Below are 19,105 nucleotides of genomic sequence, written 5' to 3'. Positions count from 1 at the left end.
GCCACGCGGATATCGCCTAGGCCGGTGTACCGAGCAGGACGTTGCTGGGCGCGAATTGCACCTGGATCGCCCGGCCTTCGGCGGCGCCCAGTGCCGTCAGCGCGTCGGGCGGGGCCAGGGCGCATAACACCGGGCCGTTGGGCAGGGCGATGCGCACTTCGCTGGGGCCGTCGTCGGCGCCCAGAATCGTCTCGATGACCCCGCTCATGCAATTGTGTCCAGGTGTTGCAGGCGCGCCAGGGGCGTGTAATTCCAGCCAGCCGGCCTTGATCAACGCGACCACCTCTACGCCGGTCTCCAGCTCCAGCCGCTGCGTGCTGTCGTGGGTGATTTGCGCGTCCAGGGTCAACCCGCCGGCCAATTGCAGGCGCACCCGATCGTTGCGGCCATGGGGCTCGATGCTGACCACTTGCCCATGCAGTTGGTTACGCGCGCTGGTGCGCAGCATCAAACGGCCGAGCAGGTTGAAGTCGCTGGCGGCTTCGTCCGAGCCCAGCACCTCGGCTTGCAGCACTTGCAGGCGCTGGTAGAGGCGCCATATCCGTTCACCTTCGGCCGTCAGCCTGGCGCCGCCGCCGCCCTTGCCGCCGACGCTGCGCTCCACCAGCGGCTTTTGCGCCAGGTTGTTGAGCTCGTCGATGGCGTCCCAGGCCGCCTTGTAGCTCAGACCGGCGCTCTTGGCGGCGCGGGTGATCGAACCTTGCTCGGCGATATGTCCCAGCAAGGCGATGCGCTGGGGGCGGCGGATGATGTGTTGGCTGAGGGGGCTCGGAACAGACATGGGGATTACGCTTGGAGGAGATGGGCCGAACGTTGCGGGAGAGGTGATGCCGGCGTCAAGTCAGGCCCCCGGTTTGGGCGTGCGCGCCAGGCAGTACACATCGACCTGCCGCGCACCGGCAGCCATCAGCAGGCGCGCCAGGCTGTGGGCGGTGGCGCCGGTGGTGAGCACGTCGTCCACCACGGCGAAGTGCCGGCCTTGCACCTGAGCGTCGGGTGCCAGGGCGAAGGCGCCGAGCAGGTTGCGTTTGCGGGTGCGGGCGTCGAGGGCTTGTTGCGCGACGGTTTCATGGGGGCGTAACAACAGGTGTTCATCGAGGTCGATACCGAGGTCGTCACTCAGCCAGCGCGCCAGCATCAGGGCCTGGTTGTAGCCGCGTTCGCGCAGGCGCTTGCGGGCCATGGGCACCGGCAGCAGGCAGTCGGGGCGGCTCAGTTCGGTGTTATCGAAGCGATGGTGCAGGGCGTGCCCCAGCAAACGGCCGAGTAAATGCCCGAGTGGCCAGCGCGCCTGGTGCTTGAAGCGGCTGATGAGGGTGTCGACCGGGAAGCTGTAGGTCCAGGGCGCGATCACCTGTTTAAAAGCCGGCGGATGTTTCTGACATTCACCGCAGATCAGGCCGTCCATCGGCAAGGGCAGGGCGCACACTTCGCAGTGTTCCATCAGCCAGGGCAGCTCGGTTTCACAGACGTTGCACACACAATCGGCCGTTTCAGCCGGCTCATCACAGATTAAACATGTCTGTATGTTTTTTGAGCAGATGTAAACCTTGTGTTTGTGTCTTGGTTGACAGTGCATGATTCTTCCTTAAATATGCCGAGCATCCGTGTCGTGCCTGTGGGTATTGCCCTTCCCGCAGCGTTTGCCCAAGCATAATCAAGGAATCGCCCATGAGCGCCAGCACCACCGCCACCCTGCGTCACGATTGGTCCTTAGCCGAAGTCAAAGCGTTGTTCGTGCAACCGTTCAACGACCTGCTGTTCCAGGCGCAGACCGTGCACCGCGCGCATTTCGACGCCAACCGTGTGCAAGTGTCGACCCTGCTGTCGATCAAGACCGGCGCCTGCCCGGAAGATTGCAAATATTGTCCGCAGTCGGGCCACTACAACACTGGCCTGGAAAAAGAAAAGCTGATGGAAGTGCAGAAGGTCCTCGAAGAGGCTGCCCGCGCCAAGGCCATCGGCTCGACCCGCTTCTGCATGGGCGCCGCGTGGAAGCATCCGTCGGCCAAAGACATGCCTTACGTGCTGCAGATGGTCAAAGGCGTGAAGGCCATGGGCCTGGAGACCTGCATGACCCTCGGCCGTCTCGACCAGGACCAGACCGAAGCGCTGGCCCAGGCCGGCCTGGATTACTACAACCACAACCTCGACACTTCGCCGGAGTTCTACGGCTCGATCATCACCACCCGCACGTATGCCGAGCGCCTGCAAACCCTGGCCTATGTGCGCGATTCGGGGATGAAGATCTGTTCCGGCGGCATCCTCGGCATGGGCGAGTCCCTGGACGACCGCGCCAACCTGCTGATCCAACTGGCCAACCTGCCGGAGCATCCGGAATCGGTGCCGATCAATATGCTGGTGAAGGTGGCCGGGACGCCGCTGGAAAACGCCGAGGAGATCGACCCGTTCGATTTCATTCGCATGCTGGCGGTGGCGCGCATCCTGATGCCGCAATCCCATGTGCGCCTGTCGGCCGGGCGTGAGGCGATGAACGAGCAGATGCAGGCCCTGGCGTTCTTTGCCGGCGCCAACTCGATCTTCTACGGCGACAAACTGCTGACCACCGCCAACCCGCAGGCCGACAAGGACATGCAACTGTTCGCGCGCCTGGGCATCCTGCCGGAAGCCCGCGAAGCACACGCCGACGAAGTGCACCAGGCGGCGATCGAGCAGGCGTTGGTGGAGCAGAAGAGCAGCGAGCAGTTCTATAACGCTGCCGTTTGATTGAAGTGCGATTCAAATGTGGGAGGGGGCTTGCTCCCGATAGCGGTGGGTCAGTTCGTTCATTGCCTACTGATACGCCGGCATCGGGAGCAAGCCCCCTCCCACATTTTCTGACCGAGTTGAACCTGCCAATCCGAGGCCTGCATGTCTTTCGATCTTTCCGCGCGCCTCGCTGCCCGCCGTGCCGAACACCTTTACCGCCAACGCCCCTTGCTGGACAGCCCCCAAGGCCCGCAAGTGGTGGTGGACGGCCAGCCGTTGCTGGCGTTCTGCAATAACGACTACCTGGGCCTGGCCAATCACCCGCAGGTGATCGAAGCCTGGCGCGCCGGGGCGTCCCGTTGGGGGGTGGGTGGGGGCGCGTCGCACCTGGTGGTCGGCCATGCCACGCCGCACCATGAACTGGAAGAAGCCCTGGCCGATCTCACCGGTCGCCCGCGCGCCTTGCTGTTTACCACCGGTTACATGGCCAACCTCGGCGCGGTCACGGCGTTGGTGGGGCAGGGCGATACCGTGCTGGAGGACCGTCTCAACCACGCGTCCCTGCTGGATGCCGGCCTGTTGTCCGGGGCGCGCTTCAATCGCTATCTGCACAACGACGCCGCCAGCCTGGCCAAGCGCCTGGAAAAAGCCACCGGCAATACCCTGGTGGTCACCGACGGCGTGTTCAGCATGGACGGCGACCTCGCCGACTTGCCGGCGCTGGCCCGCGAAGCACGTGCCAAGGGCGCCTGGTTGATGGTGGATGACGCCCATGGCTTCGGCCCGCTGGGTGCCAACGGCGCGGGGATCGTCGAGCATTTCGGCTTGAGCCAGGACGACGTGCCGGTGCTGGTCGGTACCCTGGGCAAAGCCTTCGGCACCGCCGGGGCGTTTGTGGCGGGCAGTGACGAGTTGATCGAAAGCCTGATCCAGTTCGCCCGGCCGTACATCTACACCACCAGCCAGCCCCCGGCGCTGGCCTGCGCCACCTTGAAAAGCCTGGAACTGCTGCGCAGCGAGCATTGGCGGCGCGAACACCTCAACACGCTGATCCGCCAGTTCCGCCGCGGCGCCGAGCAGCTCGGCCTGGACTTGATGGACAGCTTTACGCCGATCCAGCCGATCATGATCGGCGACAGCGCCAAGGCGATACGCCTGTCGCAGCGCCTGCGCGAGCGCGGTGTGATGGTCACGGCAATCCGTCCGCCCACCGTGCCGGCTGGCAGTGCGCGTTTGCGCGTGACATTGACCGCGGCCCACAGCGAGGCGCAGGTGCAGCTATTGTTGAACGCATTGGAGGCGTGTTTCCGTCTGGAGCCCGACCATGCGTGACCGACTGATATTGCTGCCCGGCTGGGGCCTTGGTGTGTCGCCGCTGGAACCGTTGGCCGCGGCATTGCAGGGCCTGGACGAACACTTGCGGGTGCAGATCGAACCGTTGCCGCTGCTGGCGTCCAGCGACCTGGAGGAGTGGCTCGACGAACTCGACGCCACGCTGCCGGACAATGCGTGGCTGGGCGGCTGGTCGCTGGGCGGCATGCTCGCCTCCGAACTGGCGGCGCGGCGCGGCGAGCGGTGCTGCGGCCTGTTCACCCTGGCGAGCAACCCGTGTTTCGTCGCCCATGCGGGCTGGCCGAACGCGATGCCTGCCGAAACCTTCGATGCGTTTCTCGCCGGCTGCCATGCCGACTCCCAAGTCACCCTCAAGCGCTTCGGCCTGTTGTGTGCCAAGGGCGCCGAGGACCCGCGCGGGCTGTCGCGCTTGCTGGTCAGCGGTGCGCCGCATTCGCCCGCCAGCGTGTTGATGCCCGGCCTTGAGCTGCTGGCCCAACTCGATACCCGCGCCGCGTTGCAGGCGTTTCGCGGCCCGCAACTGCACCTGTTCGCCGGCCTGGATGGGCTGGTGCCTGCCGAAGCCGCCGCAGATCTGCTGGCCTTGCTCCCCGATGTGGAAATCGGCCTGATCGAACAGGCCGGTCACGCTTTTCTTCTGGAGGACCCCCACGGTGTCGCGGCGGCCATCCAGGCTTTTTTGCACGAGTGCGTCGATGACTGATTTATCCCGTCCCGCTTTGCCGGGCCCGCTGCCGGACAAGCGTCAGGTGGCGGCGTCCTTTTCCCGCGCGGCCGCCAGTTACGACAGCGTGGCGCAGTTGCAACGGGACGTGGGGCACGCCCTGCTGGCGCGTCTGCCGTTGGCTGTTGCACCGCGACGCTGGCTGGATATGGGCTGTGGCACCGGCTACTTCAGTCGTGTACTGGGCGACCGATTGCCGACCAGCCACGGCGTGGCACTGGATATCGCCGAAGGCATGCTCCACCACGCACGGCCCTTGGGCGGCGCCACGCATTTCATCGCCGGGGATGCCGAACGCCTGCCGTTGCAGGACGCGAGCTGCGAGCTGATCTTCTCCAGCCTGGCGGTGCAATGGTGTGCGAATTTCGAGGCCGTGCTCAGCGAGGCTTATCGTGTGCTGCGGCCGGGTGGCGTGCTGGCGTTCGCGAGCCTGTGCGTGGGCACCCTGGATGAGTTGCGCGAAAGCTGGCGCGCGGCGGATGGCCTGGTGCACGTCAATCGCTTTCGCACCTTCGAGGCCTATCAGCAGTTGTGCGCGGCCAGTGGCTTGCAGGTGGTGAGCCTGGAGCGGCGTCCCCATGTGTTGCATTACCCGGATGTGCGCAGCCTGACCCATGAGTTGAAGGCGCTGGGCGCACACAATCTCAACCCGGGTCGCCCCGGAGGCTTGACGGGCCGCGCGCGGATTGTTGCACTGGTCGACGCTTACGAGCGGTTCCGTCAGGCTCAGGGCCTGCCGGCGACTTACCAAGTGGTGTATGCCGTACTGGAGAAACCTCTATGAGCGCCGCTTATTTCATCACCGGCACCGACACCGATGTCGGCAAGACCACCATCGCTGCCGGCCTGCTGCATGCCGCACGCCAGGCCGGCAAAAGCACCGCCGCCGGAAAACCGGTGGCCTCGGGCTGTCAGGTCACCCCCAAAGGCTTGCGCAATGCCGACGCCCTGGCACTGCTGGCCGAATCTTCATTGTCGCTGCGCTACGACGAAGTCAACCCGGTGGCCTTCGAGCCGGCCATCGCGCCCCATTTGGCGGCGCGGGAGGCGGGTGTTGCGCTGACCGTGCAAGCGCTGTTGAAACCCATGCAGCAGATCCTGGCGCGGCAAGCGGATTTCACCCTGATCGAAGGCGCAGGCGGCTGGCGTGTGCCGTTGGCCGATCAGGACAACCTGTCGGACCTGGCCATGGCGCTCAAGCTGCCGGTGATCCTGGTGGTGGGCGTGCGTCTGGGCTGCATCAGCCATGCCTTGCTCACCGCCGAAGCCATCGCCCGCGACGGCCTGCCGCTGGCCGGTTGGGTGGCCAACATCATCGACCCGAAGACCTCGCGCCTGGAAGAAAACCTCGCCACCCTGGCCGAACGCTTGCCTGCACCGTGCCTGGGCCGGGTGCCGAAACTCAAGCACGCCAGCGCCGATGCCGTGGCGGAATATTTGCACTTGGACCTGCTTGACTGATTTTGGCTATCGACAAGGCATTATGCCATTAGTGTTTTTGACGGGCCTTTTGCCAGGATGTCTGCTTCAATTCAACTTCACGATTCTCTAAGCAGGTCCACGCCATGGAAATTTCTGGCAGCAGCGCGTTTTATTCGGGTCTGAGCACCATTCAGACCGGACAGAGCCGTGTCGACCAGGCCGCCGGCAGGATTGCCAGCGCCGCCACGACCCAGCCGTCGGACGCCCAGAGCGACCGTCTACAGGCCAATGACCGCGCCCAGCCGACCAACTCGGCGAGCAATATGGTCGAAATGGCCCAAGGCAAGGTTCAAGTGGAGTTGGGCGTCAAAGTCGCCAAGGCTTCCGATGAAATGCTCGGCACCTTGATCGACACCTTCGCCTGACCTTGCACGCGCCGGCCCGCCGGCGATTCCCGCAACGCGGTATGCCAGACATACCGCGCTCGCTGGTCAACCCTTCCCCCTTTCTCTTGATCTTTCTTGTGGCGTCCCGTCGCAGGCTTTGCCGTGCGCGGCGTTGTGCCCTGTCATGACAAACGGCATCGGCACGACGCTTGACATCCCCAGGTCGTAAACGTATGTTTCAAACACCTGTTTGACCGCTACAACAAATCCCATGCGGTTGTTCATCCCAGCTCCATCAGCAGAGGTTTATCGCTATGCCTGACTACAAGGCCCCCTTGCGTGATATTCGCTTCGTTCGTGACGAACTGCTCGGCTACGAAGCGCACTATCAGAGCCTTCCGGCTTGCGCAGACGCAACCCCGGACATGGTTGATGCCATTCTCGAAGAAGGCGCCAAGTTTTGTGAGCAGGTACTGGCGCCGCTGAACCGCGTGGGTGACCTTGAAGGTTGCACCTGGAGCGAGTCCGGTGTGAAAACCCCGACAGGTTTCAAAGAGGCCTACCAGCAATTCGTCGAAGGCGGCTGGCCAAGCCTGGCCCACGACGTCGAGCACGGTGGCCAAGGCCTGCCGGAATCCCTGGGCCTGGCCGTCAGCGAAATGGTCGGCGAAGCCAACTGGTCGTGGGGCATGTACCCAGGCCTGTCCCATGGTGCGATGAACACCATTTCCGAACACGGTACCCCCGAGCAGCAAAACGCCTACCTGACCAAACTGGTGTCGGGCGAATGGACCGGCACCATGTGCCTGACCGAGCCGCACTGCGGCACCGACCTGGGCATGCTGCGTACCAAGGCCGAGCCTCAGGCCGATGGTTCCTACAAAGTCTCCGGCACCAAGATCTTCATTTCGGCCGGTGAGCACGACATGGCCGACAACATCGTCCACATCGTCCTGGCCCGCCTGCCGGACGCACCAGCCGGCACCAAAGGCATCTCGCTGTTTATCGTGCCGAAATTCCTGCCTAACGCCGACGGCTCGATCGGTGCGCGCAACGCGGTTAGCTGTGGTTCCCTGGAACACAAGATGGGCATCCACGGCAACGCCACCTGTGTGATGAACTTCGACGCGGCCACCGGTTTCCTGATCGGCCCGGCGAACAAAGGCCTGAACTGCATGTTCACCTTTATGAACACCGCTCGCCTGGGCACCGCGCTGCAAGGCCTGGCCCACGCCGAAATCGGCTTCCAGGGCGGCCTGAAATACGCTCGCGATCGCCTGCAGATGCGTTCCCTGACCGGCCCGAAAGCCCCGGACAAAGCCGCTGACCCGATCATCGTGCACCCTGACGTGCGCCGCATGCTGCTGACCATGAAAGCCTTCGCCGAAGGCAACCGTGCGATGGTGTACTTCACCGCCAAGCAAGTGGACATCGTCAAGTACGGCACCGACGACGAAGCCAAGAAACAAGCCGATGGCCTGCTGGCGTTCATGACGCCGATCGCCAAAGCGTTCATGACCGAAGTCGGTTTCGAGTCCGCCAATCACGGCGTGCAGATCTACGGCGGTCACGGCTTCATCGCCGAGTGGGGCATGGAGCAGAACGTGCGCGACAGCCGCATCTCGATGCTGTACGAAGGCACCACCGGTATCCAGGCGCTGGACCTGCTCGGGCGTAAAGTGCTGATGACCCAGGGCGAAGCGCTCAAGGGCTTCACCAAGATCGTGCACAAGTTCTGCCAGGCCAACGAAGGCGTCGAGGCCATCAAGGAGTTCGTAGCACCGCTGGCGGCGCTGAACAAAGAGTGGGGCGAAGTGACCATGAAGGTCGGCATGGCGGCGATGAAAGACCGTGAAGAAGTCGGTGCCGCCTCGGTGGATTACCTGATGTATTCCGGTTACGCCTGCCTGGCTTACTTCTGGGCCGACATGGCGCGTCTGGCCGCCGAGAAACTCGCGGCGGGCACTACTGAAACCGCGTTCTACACCGCCAAGCTGCAAACCGCGCGCTTCTACTTCCAGCGCATCCTGCCACGTACCCGTACCCACGTGGCCACCATGCTGTCGGGCGCCAACAACCTGATGGACATGAAAGAAGAAGACTTCGGCCTGGCTTACTAAACCTTACCGGGTGTTCTTGAAAGCCGCCGCGCCCCTTGGGGAGCGGCGGCTTTTTAATGGGCGATAAAAAACCACAGCACCGCGCTCAGGGATTGCCGGCGGCTGCCGTTAAAGTGATGGCAATGTGATACATGTCGGGCAGGTTGTGCTTAACTGTCCGCATGAAGGCACAGTGCCATCACTTTTGCGGGTCGGAGTTTTACCCTTGTCGCGCGTGTCCGCTTTACGTTTCAGTCATTTTCTCCCTTCGTTACTGCTGTTGCTGGCCGGGCTCTCGGCTGCGTACGTCAAGGATCTCAACGTCTTCTTCACGTCGCTGTTCAATGTGTTGCCAACCCTGGTGCTGTTGCTCGGCGGTTCGTACTGCGCGGTGTATCGCCGTCAGCGCGAACTGTTTCTGATGATCACGGTGTACGTCGCGTATTTCCTGCTCGATACCCAGACCGACTTTTATCGCGACAACGGCCGCGTGCGCGAAGACGCCGCCGTGGTGTTTCATTTGTGCTGCCTGTTGTTGCCGGTGCTGTTCAGTATTTATGCGCTGTGGCAGGAGAAGACCCACCTGTTCCGTGACTTCGTCGCCCGGGGCGCGGTGTTGCTGGCGGTGGGCAGCGTGGCCCTGGCGCTCGAGCAAAGTTATCCCCAGGCCGTGTTGAACTGGCTGGCGGAGATCCGCTGGCCGGCGCTGCATGGCAGTTGGATGAGCCTGATCCAGCTGTCGTACCCGATGTTCCTGATCGGTTTTCTCAGCCTCGCGGCCCAGTACTGGTACCAGCCGCGCCCGCTGCATGCGGCGCAACTGGTGGGGTTGCTGGGAATGTTCTGGATGCTGCCGCAAACCTTCATCCTGCCGTTCACCCTGAACATCATGTGCAGCCAGGTGATGTTGATGATCGCCGCCGGCGTGGCTCACGAGGCGTATCAGATGGCGTTCCGCGACGAGCTGACCGGCCTGCCGGGACGTCGCGCCCTCAATGAGCGCATGCAGCGGCTGGGGCGCAACTATGTGCTGGCCATGAGCGACGTCGACCACTTCAAGCGTTTCAACGATACCCACGGTCACGACGTGGGCGACCAGGTGCTGCGCCTGGTCGCCAGCAAACTGTCCAAGGTCAACGGCGGCGGGCGTGCCTATCGGTATGGCGGTGAAGAGTTCGCCGTGGTGTTCGCCGGCAAGACCCTGGAGGAATGCATGCCGCACTTGGAGGACATCCGCGAGATCATCGCGGACTACGACATCAAGCTGCGCAACCCGGACCGCCCGCAGGACGACCAACAAGGCCGCCAGCGCCGCGCGGGCAGTGGTGCGTCGAGTGTCTCGGTGACCATCAGCATCGGCGTGGCCGAGCGCCTGCCCGAGCATCGCACCCCCGAAGAAGTGCTCAAGACTGCCGACCAAGCCTTGTACGCCGCCAAGGGCGCGGGGCGTAACTGTGTGGTCGCGGCCGGGCAAACCCGGCGTGGCGCGGTGCGTATGGCGCGCGCCGCCGGTTGAGTGATGGCGATGTATTCAGCGGCCCTACAGTGATTGTTCGCGGCGGCGGCCGGCAGTAGGTTGGAGCCATCTGCTGCCGGAGAACACTGCCATGCCTGAGTACAAAGCTCCCCTGCGCGACATGCGCTTTCTGATCGACAACGTGTTCGATTTCCACGGCCATTACGCCGCCCTGGGCGCAACCGACGCCAGCCCGGACATGGTCAGTGCGATCCTCGAAGAAGGCGCCAAATTCTGCGAGAACGTGCTCGCGCCGCTCAACCGCAGCGGTGACGAGGAAGGCTGCCATTTCGACCAGGGCGTCGTGACCACGCCCAAGGGCTTCAAGGAAGCCTTCGCCCAGTACGTGGAAGGCGGCTGGCACGGCGTGGCGGCGGACCCGGCCTACGGCGGCCAGGGCCTGCCGCAATCGCTGGGCCTGGTGCTCAGCGAAATGATCGGCTCCAGCAATACGTCCTGGGGCATGTACCCCGGCCTGACCCACGGCGCGATGTCGGCGATCCACGCCCACGGCACCGATGAACAGAAAGCCACCTTCCTCGGCAAACTCACCGCCGGCGAATGGACCGGCACCATGTGCCTGACCGAAGCCCACTGCGGCACCGACCTGGGCCTGATCAAGACCCGCGCCGTGCCCCAGGCGGATGGCAGCTACGCGCTCAGCGGCAGCAAGATCTTCATCTCCGCCGGCGAACACGACATGAGTGCCAACATCATCCACCTGGTGCTGGCCAAGCTGCCGGATGCGCCGGCGGGCACCAAAGGCATCTCGCTGTTTATCGTGCCCAAGTTCCATGTGGATTCGGGCGAGCGCAACGCGGTGCACTGCGGCGCCATCGAACACAAGATGGGCATCAAGGCTTCGGCCACCTGCGTGCTCAACTTCGACGGCGCCAAGGGCTTTTTGATCGGCGAACCGAACAAAGGCCTCAACTGCATGTTCACCATGATGAACCACGCGCGCCTGGGCACCGGCATGCAGGGCCTGTGCAATGGCGAAGCGAGCTTCCAGGGCGCGATCAAATACGCCAACGACCGCCTGCAAATGCGCGCGCTGACCGGCGCCAAGGCCCCGGACAAAGCCGCCGACCCGATCATCGTGCACCCCGATGTGCGCCGCATGCTGCTGACCATGAAAGCCTTCAACGAAGGCAACCGCGCGCTGACTTATTTCACCGCGCAACTGCTCGACACCGCGCACCTGGCCAGCGACGCCGGCCAGCGTCAGGAGGCCGAAGACCTGCTGGCGTTCCTCACGCCCATCTGCAAAGCCTTTATGACCGACACAGGGCTTGAGGTCACCAACCACGGCATGCAGATCTTCGGCGGCCATGGCTATATCCGCGAATGGGGCATGGAGCAACTGGCCCGCGATGCGCGGATTGCGCCGATCTACGAAGGCACCAACGGCATCCAGGCCCTCGACCTGCTGGGGCGCAAGGTGCTGGGCAGCCAAGGCAAGTTGCTGCGCGGCTTTACCCGGATCGTGCATAAGTTCTGCGCGGCGAATGCCGAGCACCCGCAGCTCAAGGCCTATGTGGCGCAACTCAATCAACTGAACCAGGAATGGGGCGAACTGACCGCCGAGGTCGGTAAGGCGGCGATGAAGAACCCTGACGAAGTCGGCGCGGCGGCGGTGGACTACCTGATGTACAGCGGTTACATCATCCTCGCCTACCTGTGGCTGCGCATGGCCATCGCGGCTCAGGCCCAGGTCGACGACGCCGAGTTTGCCCGCGCCAAGCTGGCCACCTGCGACTTCTATTTCAAGCGCCTGCTGCCGCGTACCGCCACCCACCGCGCTGCCGTGCAAGCGGGCAGCGAATGCCTGATGAGTCTGCCTGCGGAGGCTTTCGCGCTGTGATGACTTAAAAATACCAGTCAGTCACAAGTGGACCCTATGTGTCTGAAAAGTTGTTCGGGTACACTCGGCGCCTGTAAAACCGATCCTATCGAATCACTTTTCACGTTCTCACGAGGTTTGCTATGGCTGATTACAAAGCGCCGTTGCGTGATATGCGCTTCGTCCTCAACGAAGTTTTCGAGGTCGCCAAGACTTGGGCTCAATTGCCGGCATTGGCAGACACCGTCGATGCCGAAACCGTTGAAGCCATCCTCGAGGAAGCGGGCAAAGTCACCGCCAAATCCATCGCTCCGCTCAGCCGTGCGGGCGATGAGCAGGGCTGCCGCTGGGCAGACACGGTGGTCAGCACGCCGGACGGCTTTCCACAGGCCTACACCACCTACGCCGAAGGCGGTTGGGTCGGCGTAGGCGGTGATCCGAGCTTTGGCGGCATGGGCATGCCCAAGGCCGTGTCGGCGCAAGTCGAAGAAATGATCAACTCGTCGAGCCTGGCGTTCGGCCTGTACCCGATGCTGACCTCCGGCGCCTGCGTGTCGATCAACACTCACGCCAACGAAGCCCTCAAGGCCACTTACCTGCCGAAGATGTACTCCGGCGAGTGGGCCGGTTCCATGTGCCTGACCGAAGCCCACGCCGGCACCGACCTGGGGATGATCCGCACCAAGGCCGAGCCGCAGGCGGACGGTTCCTACACGGTCAGCGGGACCAAGATCTTTATCACCGGCGGTGAACACGACCTGACCGAAAATATCATCCACCTGGTGCTGGCCAAGCTGCCGGACGCCCCGGCCGGTCCCAAAGGCATCTCGTTGTTCCTGGTGCCCAAGTTCATGGTCAACGCCGACGGCAGCCTGGGGGCGCGTAACCCGGTGAGCTGTGGCTCCATCGAGCACAAGATGGGCATCCAGGCGTCCGCGACCTGTGTGATGAACTTCGACGCAGCCGTGGGCTACCTGGTGGGCGAACCCAACCGTGGCCTGGCGGCGATGTTCACCATGATGAACTACGAGCGCCTGGGCGTCGGTATCCAGGGCCTGGCGTCCGGTGAGCGTTCGTATCAGAACGCCATCGAATACGCCCGCGACCGTCTGCAAAGCCGCGCGCCGACCGGCGCCCAGGCCAAGGACAAACCGGCCGACCCGATCATCGTCCACCCGGACGTGCGGCGCATGCTGCTGACCATGAAAGCCTCGAACGAAGGCGGCCGTGCGTTCTCCACCTACGTGGCGACGCAGTTGGACATCGCCAAGTTCAGCGACGATGCCGCTGCCCGCGAGCGCGCGGACAACCTGGTGGCGCTGCTGACGCCGGTGGCCAAGGCGTTCCTCACCGATCTGGGCCTGGAAACCACCGTGCTGGGCCAGCAAGTGTTTGGCGGTCACGGCTACATTCGCGAGTGGGGCCAGGAGCAACTGGTGCGCGATGTGCGCATCACCCAGATCTACGAAGGCACCAACGGCATCCAGGCCCTGGACTTGATGGGGCGCAAGATCGTCGGCAACGGCGCTGCGTTCTACACGCTGTTCGCCGACGAGATCCGCCAGTTCATCGCCGATGCGGCGCCGGAGTTGGCCGAATTCACCCAACCGCTCAGTGCGGCGGTGGATACCCTGGACGAACTGACGGCCTGGGTGCTGGAACGCGCCAAGACCAACCCGAATGAAATCGGTGCGGCGTCGGTGGAGTATCTGCATGCCTTTGGCTACATGGCATACGCCTACATGTGGGCGCGCATGGCCAAGGCAGCGTTGGGCAAAGAGGCGCAGGAAGATTTCTACGCCAGCAAACTGGGCACCGCACGCTTCTACTTCGCGCGCCTGCTGCCCCGTATTCATTCGCTGAGTGCGTCGGTAAAAGCCGGTAGCGAATCGCTGTTTTTGCTGGATGAAGCGTTGTTCTAAGGGCTTGGAGGGCGTGTAAGCATTCTCTTACATGACGTGCTGCTATTCGTCCTCTATCGCCAAATTGGATCCACGGATAATCTACTTCCCATGGACGTCGCGCAGGAAGCGCAAAGCAACAACACGGACACGTAGGATTCTGCCAGGGTGGCGGAGTGAAAGGGATGTCAAGGGAAACAGTCTGCAAAGCCCCGCTTCGGCGGGGTTTTCTTTTGCCCGCGAAAAAGTCAGCCAGGTGCCAGCGGGGCGTTCATCACGTCTTCGAGCAAGGTGCGCAATAGCGCCAGCGTCGCCTGCTGGCGTTGTACGTCGCGGCAGACCAGGCCGACCTTGAGCGGCACCCGCGGCTCGCTCAAGGGCTTCCACAGCAGCGATTGGCTGTTGTGTTCATCCTGGGAGCGCCCCGGCAGCACGGTGGCCAGTTTTGAATTGGGCAGGCTGTCGAGAATCCCCACCATGGTATTCAACTCCGCCTGCACCTGCGGGCGCCGCCCGAGGTTGGCTAACTGGCCCTGCCAGATCTGCCTGATCTGGAACTCTTCGCCCAGCAGCAGCATTGGCAACTCGGCGGCTTGTTTCACGGAGACTTTCTTGAATTCGCGCAGAGGGTGATCCGCCGGGATGACCACCTTCAACTCATCTTCATACAGCACCATGCCGTGCAGCCCCGGTTGGCGCGGCGGCAGGAAACTGATGCCGATGTCCAGCGAGCCATTGAGCAGGCGCCGTTCAATCTCAAGTCCGGTCAGTTCATAGATTTGCACCACCAAGTGCGGCTGGGCCTTGCGCACGCGCTCCAGCATTTGCGGCACCAGGCTGGTGTGCACGGTTTGCAGCACGCCGATGGCCAAGGTGCGCAAGGCCTGACCCTTGAAGTTACGCAACGCCTCCACAGCCTGCTGCATGCCATCGATCAACGGCAAGGCGTGGTTGTATAACGTATGGGCGGCGAGGGTCGGCAGCAGGCGCTTGCTGCTGCGTTCGAACAGGCTCACATCGAGGTTTTGTTCCAGATGGCGGATCTGCTGTGACAAGGCAGGTTGGGAGATTGACAGGCGCTCTGCAGCACGGCCGACATGGCCTTCTTCATACACCGCGACGAAATAACGCAGTTGCTTAAAATCCATAAGTATTTCTTATCGAAAAAGCTGGAAAATCGAAATGGCCGGCGGCCCCGAGGATGCCTATTCTAGCGCCCATCCACAAGGCTTACAGGGCCAGATCGGGCGATGATTAGCGTTCATGTTGATGGTGTTTGCATAGGCAAGTCAAAAAACCTCCGGGCAGGTTTTGCGGGAGGCACCGACCAGGGGGTGGTTGCCATGGGAGGTGAAGTGTGAACCTGTTCAACTTACGCCGTCCGGCGGCCAGTCTGGATGACCTGATCATCGAGGCGCCTCGCAACGATTTTCCCGGTGAATGCCTGATGCCTACCGTAGTTCGCCCCTCACAAGTCTTCGTCCGTGGCCAGGGTTCCTGGTTGTGGGACAGCGAGGATCGCGCCTATCTGGACTTCAGTCAGGGCAGCGCCGCCAACAGCTTGGGCCACAGCCCGAAAGTATTGGTCAACGCCCTGGCCGATCAGGCCCAGGTCTTGATCAACCCCGGTTACGGCCTGCACAACCGCCCCCAACTCAATCTCGTCGACCGCTTGTGCCACCGCACCGGCAGCGACCAGGCGTATTTGCTCAACAGCGGCGCCGAAGCCTGTGAAGCGGCGATCAAACTGGCGCGCAAGTGGGGCCAGCTGTATCGCGGTGGCGCCTATCGGATCATCAGCGCCAGCAACGGCTGCCATGGGCGCAGCTTCGCGGCGATGTCGGCCTCGGCGAGTACCTGTGAAAACCGTTTTGAACCGCAACTGCCGGGCTTCAGCCATGTCCCGCTCAACGACCTGGCAGCGCTGCACGCGGCCGTCGATGCGAAAACCGTCGCCATCATGCTCGAACCGATCCAGAGCCAGGCCGGCGTCATCCTCGCGACCGAGCATTACCTCCAGGGTGTCGAACGGCTGTGCCGCGAGCTGGGCATTCTGCTGATTCTCGACGAAGTACAAACCGGCATCGGCCGCTGCGGCACCTTGCTCGCCGAAGAGCGCTACGGTGTGCGCGCCGACATCATTACCCTCGGCAAAGGCCTGGGCGGTGGCGTACCGCTGGCGGCGCTGCTGGCGCGCGGCAAGGCCTGTTGTTTCGAGGTCGGTGAGTTGGAAGGCACCCATCACGGCAATGCGCTGATGGCCTCGGCCGGGATGGCGGTACTCGATACCGTGCTGGAGCACGGCTTCCTGGAGCATGTCCGTGAGTCCGGTCTCCACCTGAGCGAAGGTCTCGCTCGCCTGGCCTATCGCTACGACCACGGCCAATTGCGCGGCGATGGGCTGATGTGGGGCCTGACGTTGTCGGATGATTGTGCGGAGGACGTGGTAAACGCGGCCCTGCAAGAAGGCCTGATTCTCAACGCGCCGCAACCTGACTGCCTGCGCTTCACACCGGCCCTGACCGTGAGCAAAAGCAACATCGACGAAATGCTCCTGCGCCTGGGGCGTGCGTTTTCCCGGGTGCACACCGCCCAGTTGCAATGCCGCCGGGGCATCGCCGTCTGAACCCTTGTTCCTGACCCCCTATTCCTGAACCGTCTCGCGGTATACGCGGCGCCCCCAGCCTGTTTTTTTTGGCTGGGGGCGTTTTTTTTGGTGCGGCGAAAGCTGGCGCCGTGCCAGAACCCACTGAACCCTCATGAACGCCCAAGGTCGATTAGCTACACGGCTCACACGAGCCGATTTTCAGGAGCTGAACCCATGGACTTCATTCGTATCATCATCGCCATTCTGTTGCCGCCACTGGGTGTGTTCCTGCAAGTGGGGTTCGCCGGCGCGTTCTGGCTGAATATTCTGCTGACCTTGTGCGGTTACTTCCCTGGCGTCATTCATGCGGTGTACATCATCGCCAAGCGCTGAGGCCGTCAGCTTTTTGCGATGAGCCGTGAGTTGCGCTCATTGCGAAAGGCCAGTTGCTCGATGGTCTGGGTGGCGTGTTCGGCTTCTTCCCGGGCTTGAAGGATCATGCCGTGGTGTTCGGACTTGCTGCACACCGGATCGGCATTGCTCGCATCGCCGGTCAGCATGAAGGCCTGGCAGCGACAGCCGCCGAAGTCCTTCTCCTTTTCATCGCATGAACGGCACGGCTCGGGCATCCAGTCGTAGCCGCGAAAGCGGTTGAAACCGAAGGAGTCGTACCAGATGTGCTGCATGCTATGGTCGCGCACGTTGGGAAATTGCACCGGCATCTGTCGGGCGCCATGGCAGGGCAGGGCGGTACCGTCCGGGGTCACGGTCAGAAAGATGCTGCCCCAGCCATTCATGCAGGCTTTCGGCCGTTCTTCGTAGTAATCCGGGGTGACGAAAATCAGCTTGCACGGGTGCCCTTCGGCTTCGAGCTTGGCGCGGTATTCGTTGGTGATGCGTTCGGCGCGTACCAACTGTTCCCGGGTCGGCAGCAACCCCACCCGATTGAGTTGCGCCCAGCCGTAGAACTGGCAGGTGGCGAGTTCGACAAAGTCCGCTTCCAGCGCAATGCACAGCTCGATGATGCGGTCGATCTTGTCGATGTTGTGCCGATGGGTGACGAAGTTCAGCACCATCGGGTAACCGTGGGCCTTCACCGCGCGGGCCATCTCCAGTTTTTGCGCGAAGGCCTTTTTCGAACCGGCGAGCAGGTTGTTCACCTGTTCGTCGCTGGCCTGGAAGCTGATCTGGATATGGTCCAGACCGGCTTTCTTGAAGTCGCTGATCTTCTGTTCGGTCAGGCCGATGCCGGAGGTGATGAGGTTGGTGTAGAACCCCAGCCTGCGCGCCTCGGCGATCAGCTCGGCGAGGTCCTGGCGCACCAGCGGTTCGCCACCGGAAAAGCCCAACTGCGCAGCGCCCATCTCGCGGGCTTCGCGGAACACCTTGAACCACTGCTCGGTGCTCAGCTCCTTGCCCTGCTCGGCAAAATCCAGCGGGTTGGAGCAATACGGGCACTGCAGCGGGCAGCGGTAGGTCAACTCGGCGAGTAGCCACAAGGGCAGGCCGATGGCGGGTGTTTCAGGCAAGGGTAATCCAGTGCTGGGCACGGGCGACCTCCATGAATTGCTCGACGTCATCACCCAGCTCAGGCACACCGGGGAATTGTTTATCCAGCTCAGCGATGATCGCGGCGACGTCGCGCTCGCCGTCGATCAGCCCACCGATCAAGGCAGCACTTTCGTTGAGCTTGATCATGCCTTCGGGGTAGAGCAGTACATGGCCTTTTTGCGCAGGCTCGTACTGGTAGCGATAGCCCTGGCGCCAGGTCGGTTTCTTGCTGCGATCAAAGCTCATAGGGCGATCCCTTTATGCCAGACCCGCTGTTCGGTCACGCTGTGATAGGGCGGGCGTTTCAATTCGTAGGCCATGCTCATGGCATCCAGCATGCTCCACAGGATGTCCAGTTTGAACTGGAGAATTTCCAGCATGCGCTCCTGGCCTTCACGGGTGGTGTAGTGCTGCAGCGTGATCGCCAGGCCGTGTTCCACATCGCGCCGAGCCTGGCTCAGGCGGGTACGGAAGTATTCGTAGCCGGTGGGGTCGATCCACGGGTAATGCTGGGGCCAGCTGTCGAGGCGCGACTGGTGGATCTGCGGCGCGAACAGCTCGGTCAGCGAGCTGCTGGCGGCTTCCTGCCAACTGGCGCGGCGCGCAAAGTTGACGTAGGCGTCCACCGCAAAGCGCACGCCGGGCAGCACCAGTTCCTGGGAGCGCAGTTGGTCCGGGTCGAGGCCCACGGCCTGGCCCAGGCGCAGCCAGGCTTCGATGCCGCCGTCTTCGCCCGGTGCGCCGTCGTGGTCGAGCAGGCGCTGAATCCACTCGCGGCGGATTTCGCGGTCCGGGCAGTTGGCCAGGATCGCGGCGTCCTTCAGCGGGATATTCACCTGATAGTAGAAGCGGTTGGCGACCCAGCCCTGGATCTGCTCGCGGGTGGCGCGGCCTTCATACATCGCCACGTGGTATGGGTGATGGATGTGGTAGAAGGCGCCCTTGGCCCGCAGGGCGTGTTCGAATTCTGTTTGGGTCAACGCTGTGTCAGTCATGGGGTTTCTCCTGTGGGAG

Annotated in this window: 19 protein-coding genes; 12 read left to right on the top strand and 7 right to left on the bottom strand. The window is 62.9% G+C overall.

What is annotated here, in order from left to right; genetic code table 11:
• Positions 1-16: 16 nt before the first annotated feature.
• Both ACLH0J_RS06640 and ACLH0J_RS06635 read right to left on the bottom strand, forming a co-directional pair.
• Positions 17-781 (bottom strand): TOBE domain-containing protein, encoded by a 765-nt coding sequence (locus ACLH0J_RS06640; protein ID WP_411391323.1) that lies wholly within the window; start codon positions 779-781, stop codon positions 17-19.
• 60 nt (positions 782-841) lie between these two features.
• On the bottom strand, positions 842-1,579 hold the full coding sequence (locus ACLH0J_RS06635) for a ComF family protein (protein ID WP_411391322.1): 738 nt from the start codon (positions 1,577-1,579) through the stop codon (positions 842-844).
• 92 nt (positions 1,580-1,671) lie between these two features.
• On the opposite strand from ACLH0J_RS06635, the gene bioB reads away from it, so the two are divergent.
• The 6 genes from bioB (at position 1,672) to ACLH0J_RS06605 (ending at position 6,633) form a co-directional block, all read left to right on the top strand.
• Positions 1,672-2,727, top strand: coding sequence for a biotin synthase BioB (bioB, locus tag ACLH0J_RS06630; protein WP_411391321.1), 1,056 nt, complete (start codon positions 1,672-1,674; stop codon positions 2,725-2,727).
• Between the two features lie 144 nt (positions 2,728-2,871).
• Positions 2,872-4,041, top strand: a complete 1,170-nt coding sequence (bioF, locus tag ACLH0J_RS06625; protein WP_411391320.1) for an 8-amino-7-oxononanoate synthase — start codon at positions 2,872-2,874, stop codon at positions 4,039-4,041.
• Positions 4,034-4,765, top strand: a complete 732-nt coding sequence (locus ACLH0J_RS06620; protein WP_411391319.1) for an alpha/beta fold hydrolase — start codon at positions 4,034-4,036, stop codon at positions 4,763-4,765. Before bioF ends, ACLH0J_RS06620 begins: the two co-directional genes overlap by 8 nt.
• Positions 4,758-5,570, top strand: coding sequence for a malonyl-ACP O-methyltransferase BioC (gene bioC, locus ACLH0J_RS06615; RefSeq protein WP_411391318.1), 813 nt, complete (start codon positions 4,758-4,760; stop codon positions 5,568-5,570). The genes ACLH0J_RS06620 and bioC overlap by 8 nt, the downstream gene beginning before the upstream one ends.
• Entirely contained in the window at positions 5,567-6,247 is a 681-nt protein-coding gene (bioD, locus tag ACLH0J_RS06610; protein ID WP_411391317.1) for a dethiobiotin synthase, read from the top strand. The genes bioC and bioD overlap by 4 nt, the downstream gene beginning before the upstream one ends.
• A gap of 104 nt (positions 6,248-6,351) precedes the next feature.
• Positions 6,352-6,633 (top strand): pyrroloquinoline quinone biosynthesis protein PqqE, encoded by a 282-nt coding sequence (locus tag ACLH0J_RS06605; protein WP_411391316.1) that lies wholly within the window; start codon positions 6,352-6,354, stop codon positions 6,631-6,633.
• A gap of 66 nt (positions 6,634-6,699) precedes the next feature.
• Here the strand turns inward: ACLH0J_RS06605 and ACLH0J_RS06600 are convergent, their stop codons facing one another.
• Positions 6,700-6,879 (bottom strand): hypothetical protein, encoded by a 180-nt coding sequence (locus ACLH0J_RS06600; protein ID WP_411391315.1) that lies wholly within the window; start codon positions 6,877-6,879, stop codon positions 6,700-6,702.
• A 29-nt stretch (positions 6,880-6,908) separates the two neighbouring features.
• Here ACLH0J_RS06600 and ACLH0J_RS06595 point away from each other — a divergent pair, with 29 nt between their 5' ends.
• The 4 genes from ACLH0J_RS06595 (at position 6,909) to ACLH0J_RS06580 (ending at position 13,974) form a co-directional block, all read left to right on the top strand.
• Positions 6,909-8,714 carry a phenylacyl-CoA dehydrogenase gene (locus ACLH0J_RS06595; protein WP_411391314.1) on the top strand — a complete coding sequence of 602 codons (1,806 nt, stop codon included), beginning with the start codon at positions 6,909-6,911 and terminating at the stop codon, positions 8,712-8,714.
• Positions 8,715-8,919: 205 nt separating this feature from the next.
• Positions 8,920-10,209, top strand: coding sequence for a diguanylate cyclase (locus ACLH0J_RS06590; RefSeq protein WP_411391313.1), 1,290 nt, complete (start codon positions 8,920-8,922; stop codon positions 10,207-10,209).
• Between the two features lie 91 nt (positions 10,210-10,300).
• Positions 10,301-12,073, top strand: coding sequence for an acyl-CoA dehydrogenase C-terminal domain-containing protein (locus ACLH0J_RS06585; RefSeq protein ID WP_411391312.1), 1,773 nt, complete (start codon positions 10,301-10,303; stop codon positions 12,071-12,073).
• A 122-nt stretch (positions 12,074-12,195) separates the two neighbouring features.
• A complete protein-coding gene (locus tag ACLH0J_RS06580; protein WP_411391311.1) occupies positions 12,196-13,974 on the top strand; it encodes an acyl-CoA dehydrogenase C-terminal domain-containing protein in 1,779 nt (592 codons plus the stop codon).
• A gap of 227 nt (positions 13,975-14,201) precedes the next feature.
• Here the strand turns inward: ACLH0J_RS06580 and ACLH0J_RS06575 are convergent, their stop codons facing one another.
• On the bottom strand, positions 14,202-15,101 hold the full coding sequence (locus ACLH0J_RS06575) for a LysR family transcriptional regulator (RefSeq protein ID WP_411391310.1): 900 nt from the start codon (positions 15,099-15,101) through the stop codon (positions 14,202-14,204).
• 209 nt (positions 15,102-15,310) lie between these two features.
• Between ACLH0J_RS06575 and ACLH0J_RS06570 the strand changes: the two genes are divergently transcribed.
• Both ACLH0J_RS06570 and ACLH0J_RS06565 read left to right on the top strand, forming a co-directional pair.
• Positions 15,311-16,579, top strand: coding sequence for an aspartate aminotransferase family protein (locus tag ACLH0J_RS06570; RefSeq protein ID WP_411391309.1), 1,269 nt, complete (start codon positions 15,311-15,313; stop codon positions 16,577-16,579).
• Positions 16,580-16,774: 195 nt separating this feature from the next.
• Complete coding sequence (locus tag ACLH0J_RS06565) at positions 16,775-16,933, top strand: YqaE/Pmp3 family membrane protein (RefSeq protein ID WP_010566317.1); 159 nt, start codon at positions 16,775-16,777, stop codon at positions 16,931-16,933.
• Positions 16,934-16,938: 5 nt separating this feature from the next.
• On the opposite strand, the gene pqqE is transcribed toward ACLH0J_RS06565, so the two are convergent.
• From pqqE to pqqC, 3 genes are read right to left on the bottom strand one after another with little or no spacing between them, the layout of a single operon-like run.
• Complete coding sequence (gene pqqE / locus ACLH0J_RS06560; RefSeq protein ID WP_411391308.1) at positions 16,939-18,120, bottom strand: pyrroloquinoline quinone biosynthesis protein PqqE; 1,182 nt, start codon at positions 18,118-18,120, stop codon at positions 16,939-16,941.
• Entirely contained in the window at positions 18,062-18,337 is a 276-nt protein-coding gene (pqqD, locus tag ACLH0J_RS06555; RefSeq protein ID WP_411391307.1) for a pyrroloquinoline quinone biosynthesis peptide chaperone PqqD, read from the bottom strand. The genes pqqE and pqqD overlap by 59 nt, the downstream gene beginning before the upstream one ends.
• Complete coding sequence (gene pqqC, locus ACLH0J_RS06550) at positions 18,334-19,086, bottom strand: pyrroloquinoline-quinone synthase PqqC (RefSeq protein ID WP_411391306.1); 753 nt, start codon at positions 19,084-19,086, stop codon at positions 18,334-18,336. Before pqqC ends, pqqD begins: the two co-directional genes overlap by 4 nt.
• Positions 19,087-19,105: the final 19 nt, after the last annotated feature.

This window comes from Pseudomonas sp. MPB23 (assembly GCF_046605395.1).
Taxonomy (GTDB): Bacteria; Pseudomonadota; Gammaproteobacteria; order Pseudomonadales; family Pseudomonadaceae; genus Aquipseudomonas.
The sequence above is the reverse complement of the archived record's forward strand: the minus strand, read 5'-3'. Positions and strand labels throughout refer to the sequence as shown.

What these genes read in the sequence shown, in the direction of transcription:
- pqqD (WP_411391307.1), bottom strand. Translation starts at nt 18,337, where the DNA reads ATGAGCTTTGATCGCAGCAAGAAACCGACCTGGCGCCAGGGCTATCGC.
- ACLH0J_RS06585 (WP_411391312.1), top strand. Translation starts at nt 10,301, where the DNA reads ATGCCTGAGTACAAAGCTCCCCTGCGCGACATGCGCTTTCTGATCGAC.
- bioF (WP_411391320.1), top strand. Translation starts at nt 2,872, where the DNA reads ATGTCTTTCGATCTTTCCGCGCGCCTCGCTGCCCGCCGTGCCGAACAC.
- ACLH0J_RS06575 (WP_411391310.1), bottom strand. Translation starts at nt 15,101, where the DNA reads ATGGATTTTAAGCAACTGCGTTATTTCGTCGCGGTGTATGAAGAAGGC.
- ACLH0J_RS06565 (WP_010566317.1), top strand. Translation starts at nt 16,775, where the DNA reads ATGGACTTCATTCGTATCATCATCGCCATTCTGTTGCCGCCACTGGGT.
- pqqE (WP_411391308.1), bottom strand. Translation starts at nt 18,120, where the DNA reads ATGACGTCGAGCAATTCATGGAGGTCGCCCGTGCCCAGCACTGGATTA.
- bioC (WP_411391318.1), top strand. Translation starts at nt 4,758, where the DNA reads ATGACTGATTTATCCCGTCCCGCTTTGCCGGGCCCGCTGCCGGACAAG.
- ACLH0J_RS06640 (WP_411391323.1), bottom strand. Translation starts at nt 781, where the DNA reads ATGTCTGTTCCGAGCCCCCTCAGCCAACACATCATCCGCCGCCCCCAG.
- bioB (WP_411391321.1), top strand. Translation starts at nt 1,672, where the DNA reads ATGAGCGCCAGCACCACCGCCACCCTGCGTCACGATTGGTCCTTAGCC.
- ACLH0J_RS06605 (WP_411391316.1), top strand. Translation starts at nt 6,352, where the DNA reads ATGGAAATTTCTGGCAGCAGCGCGTTTTATTCGGGTCTGAGCACCATT.
- pqqC (WP_411391306.1), bottom strand. Translation starts at nt 19,086, where the DNA reads ATGACTGACACAGCGTTGACCCAAACAGAATTCGAACACGCCCTGCGG.
- ACLH0J_RS06620 (WP_411391319.1), top strand. Translation starts at nt 4,034, where the DNA reads ATGCGTGACCGACTGATATTGCTGCCCGGCTGGGGCCTTGGTGTGTCG.
- bioD (WP_411391317.1), top strand. Translation starts at nt 5,567, where the DNA reads ATGAGCGCCGCTTATTTCATCACCGGCACCGACACCGATGTCGGCAAG.
- ACLH0J_RS06595 (WP_411391314.1), top strand. Translation starts at nt 6,909, where the DNA reads ATGCCTGACTACAAGGCCCCCTTGCGTGATATTCGCTTCGTTCGTGAC.
- ACLH0J_RS06580 (WP_411391311.1), top strand. Translation starts at nt 12,196, where the DNA reads ATGGCTGATTACAAAGCGCCGTTGCGTGATATGCGCTTCGTCCTCAAC.
- ACLH0J_RS06635 (WP_411391322.1), bottom strand. Translation starts at nt 1,579, where the DNA reads ATGCACTGTCAACCAAGACACAAACACAAGGTTTACATCTGCTCAAAA.
- ACLH0J_RS06600 (WP_411391315.1), bottom strand. Translation starts at nt 6,879, where the DNA reads ATGAACAACCGCATGGGATTTGTTGTAGCGGTCAAACAGGTGTTTGAA.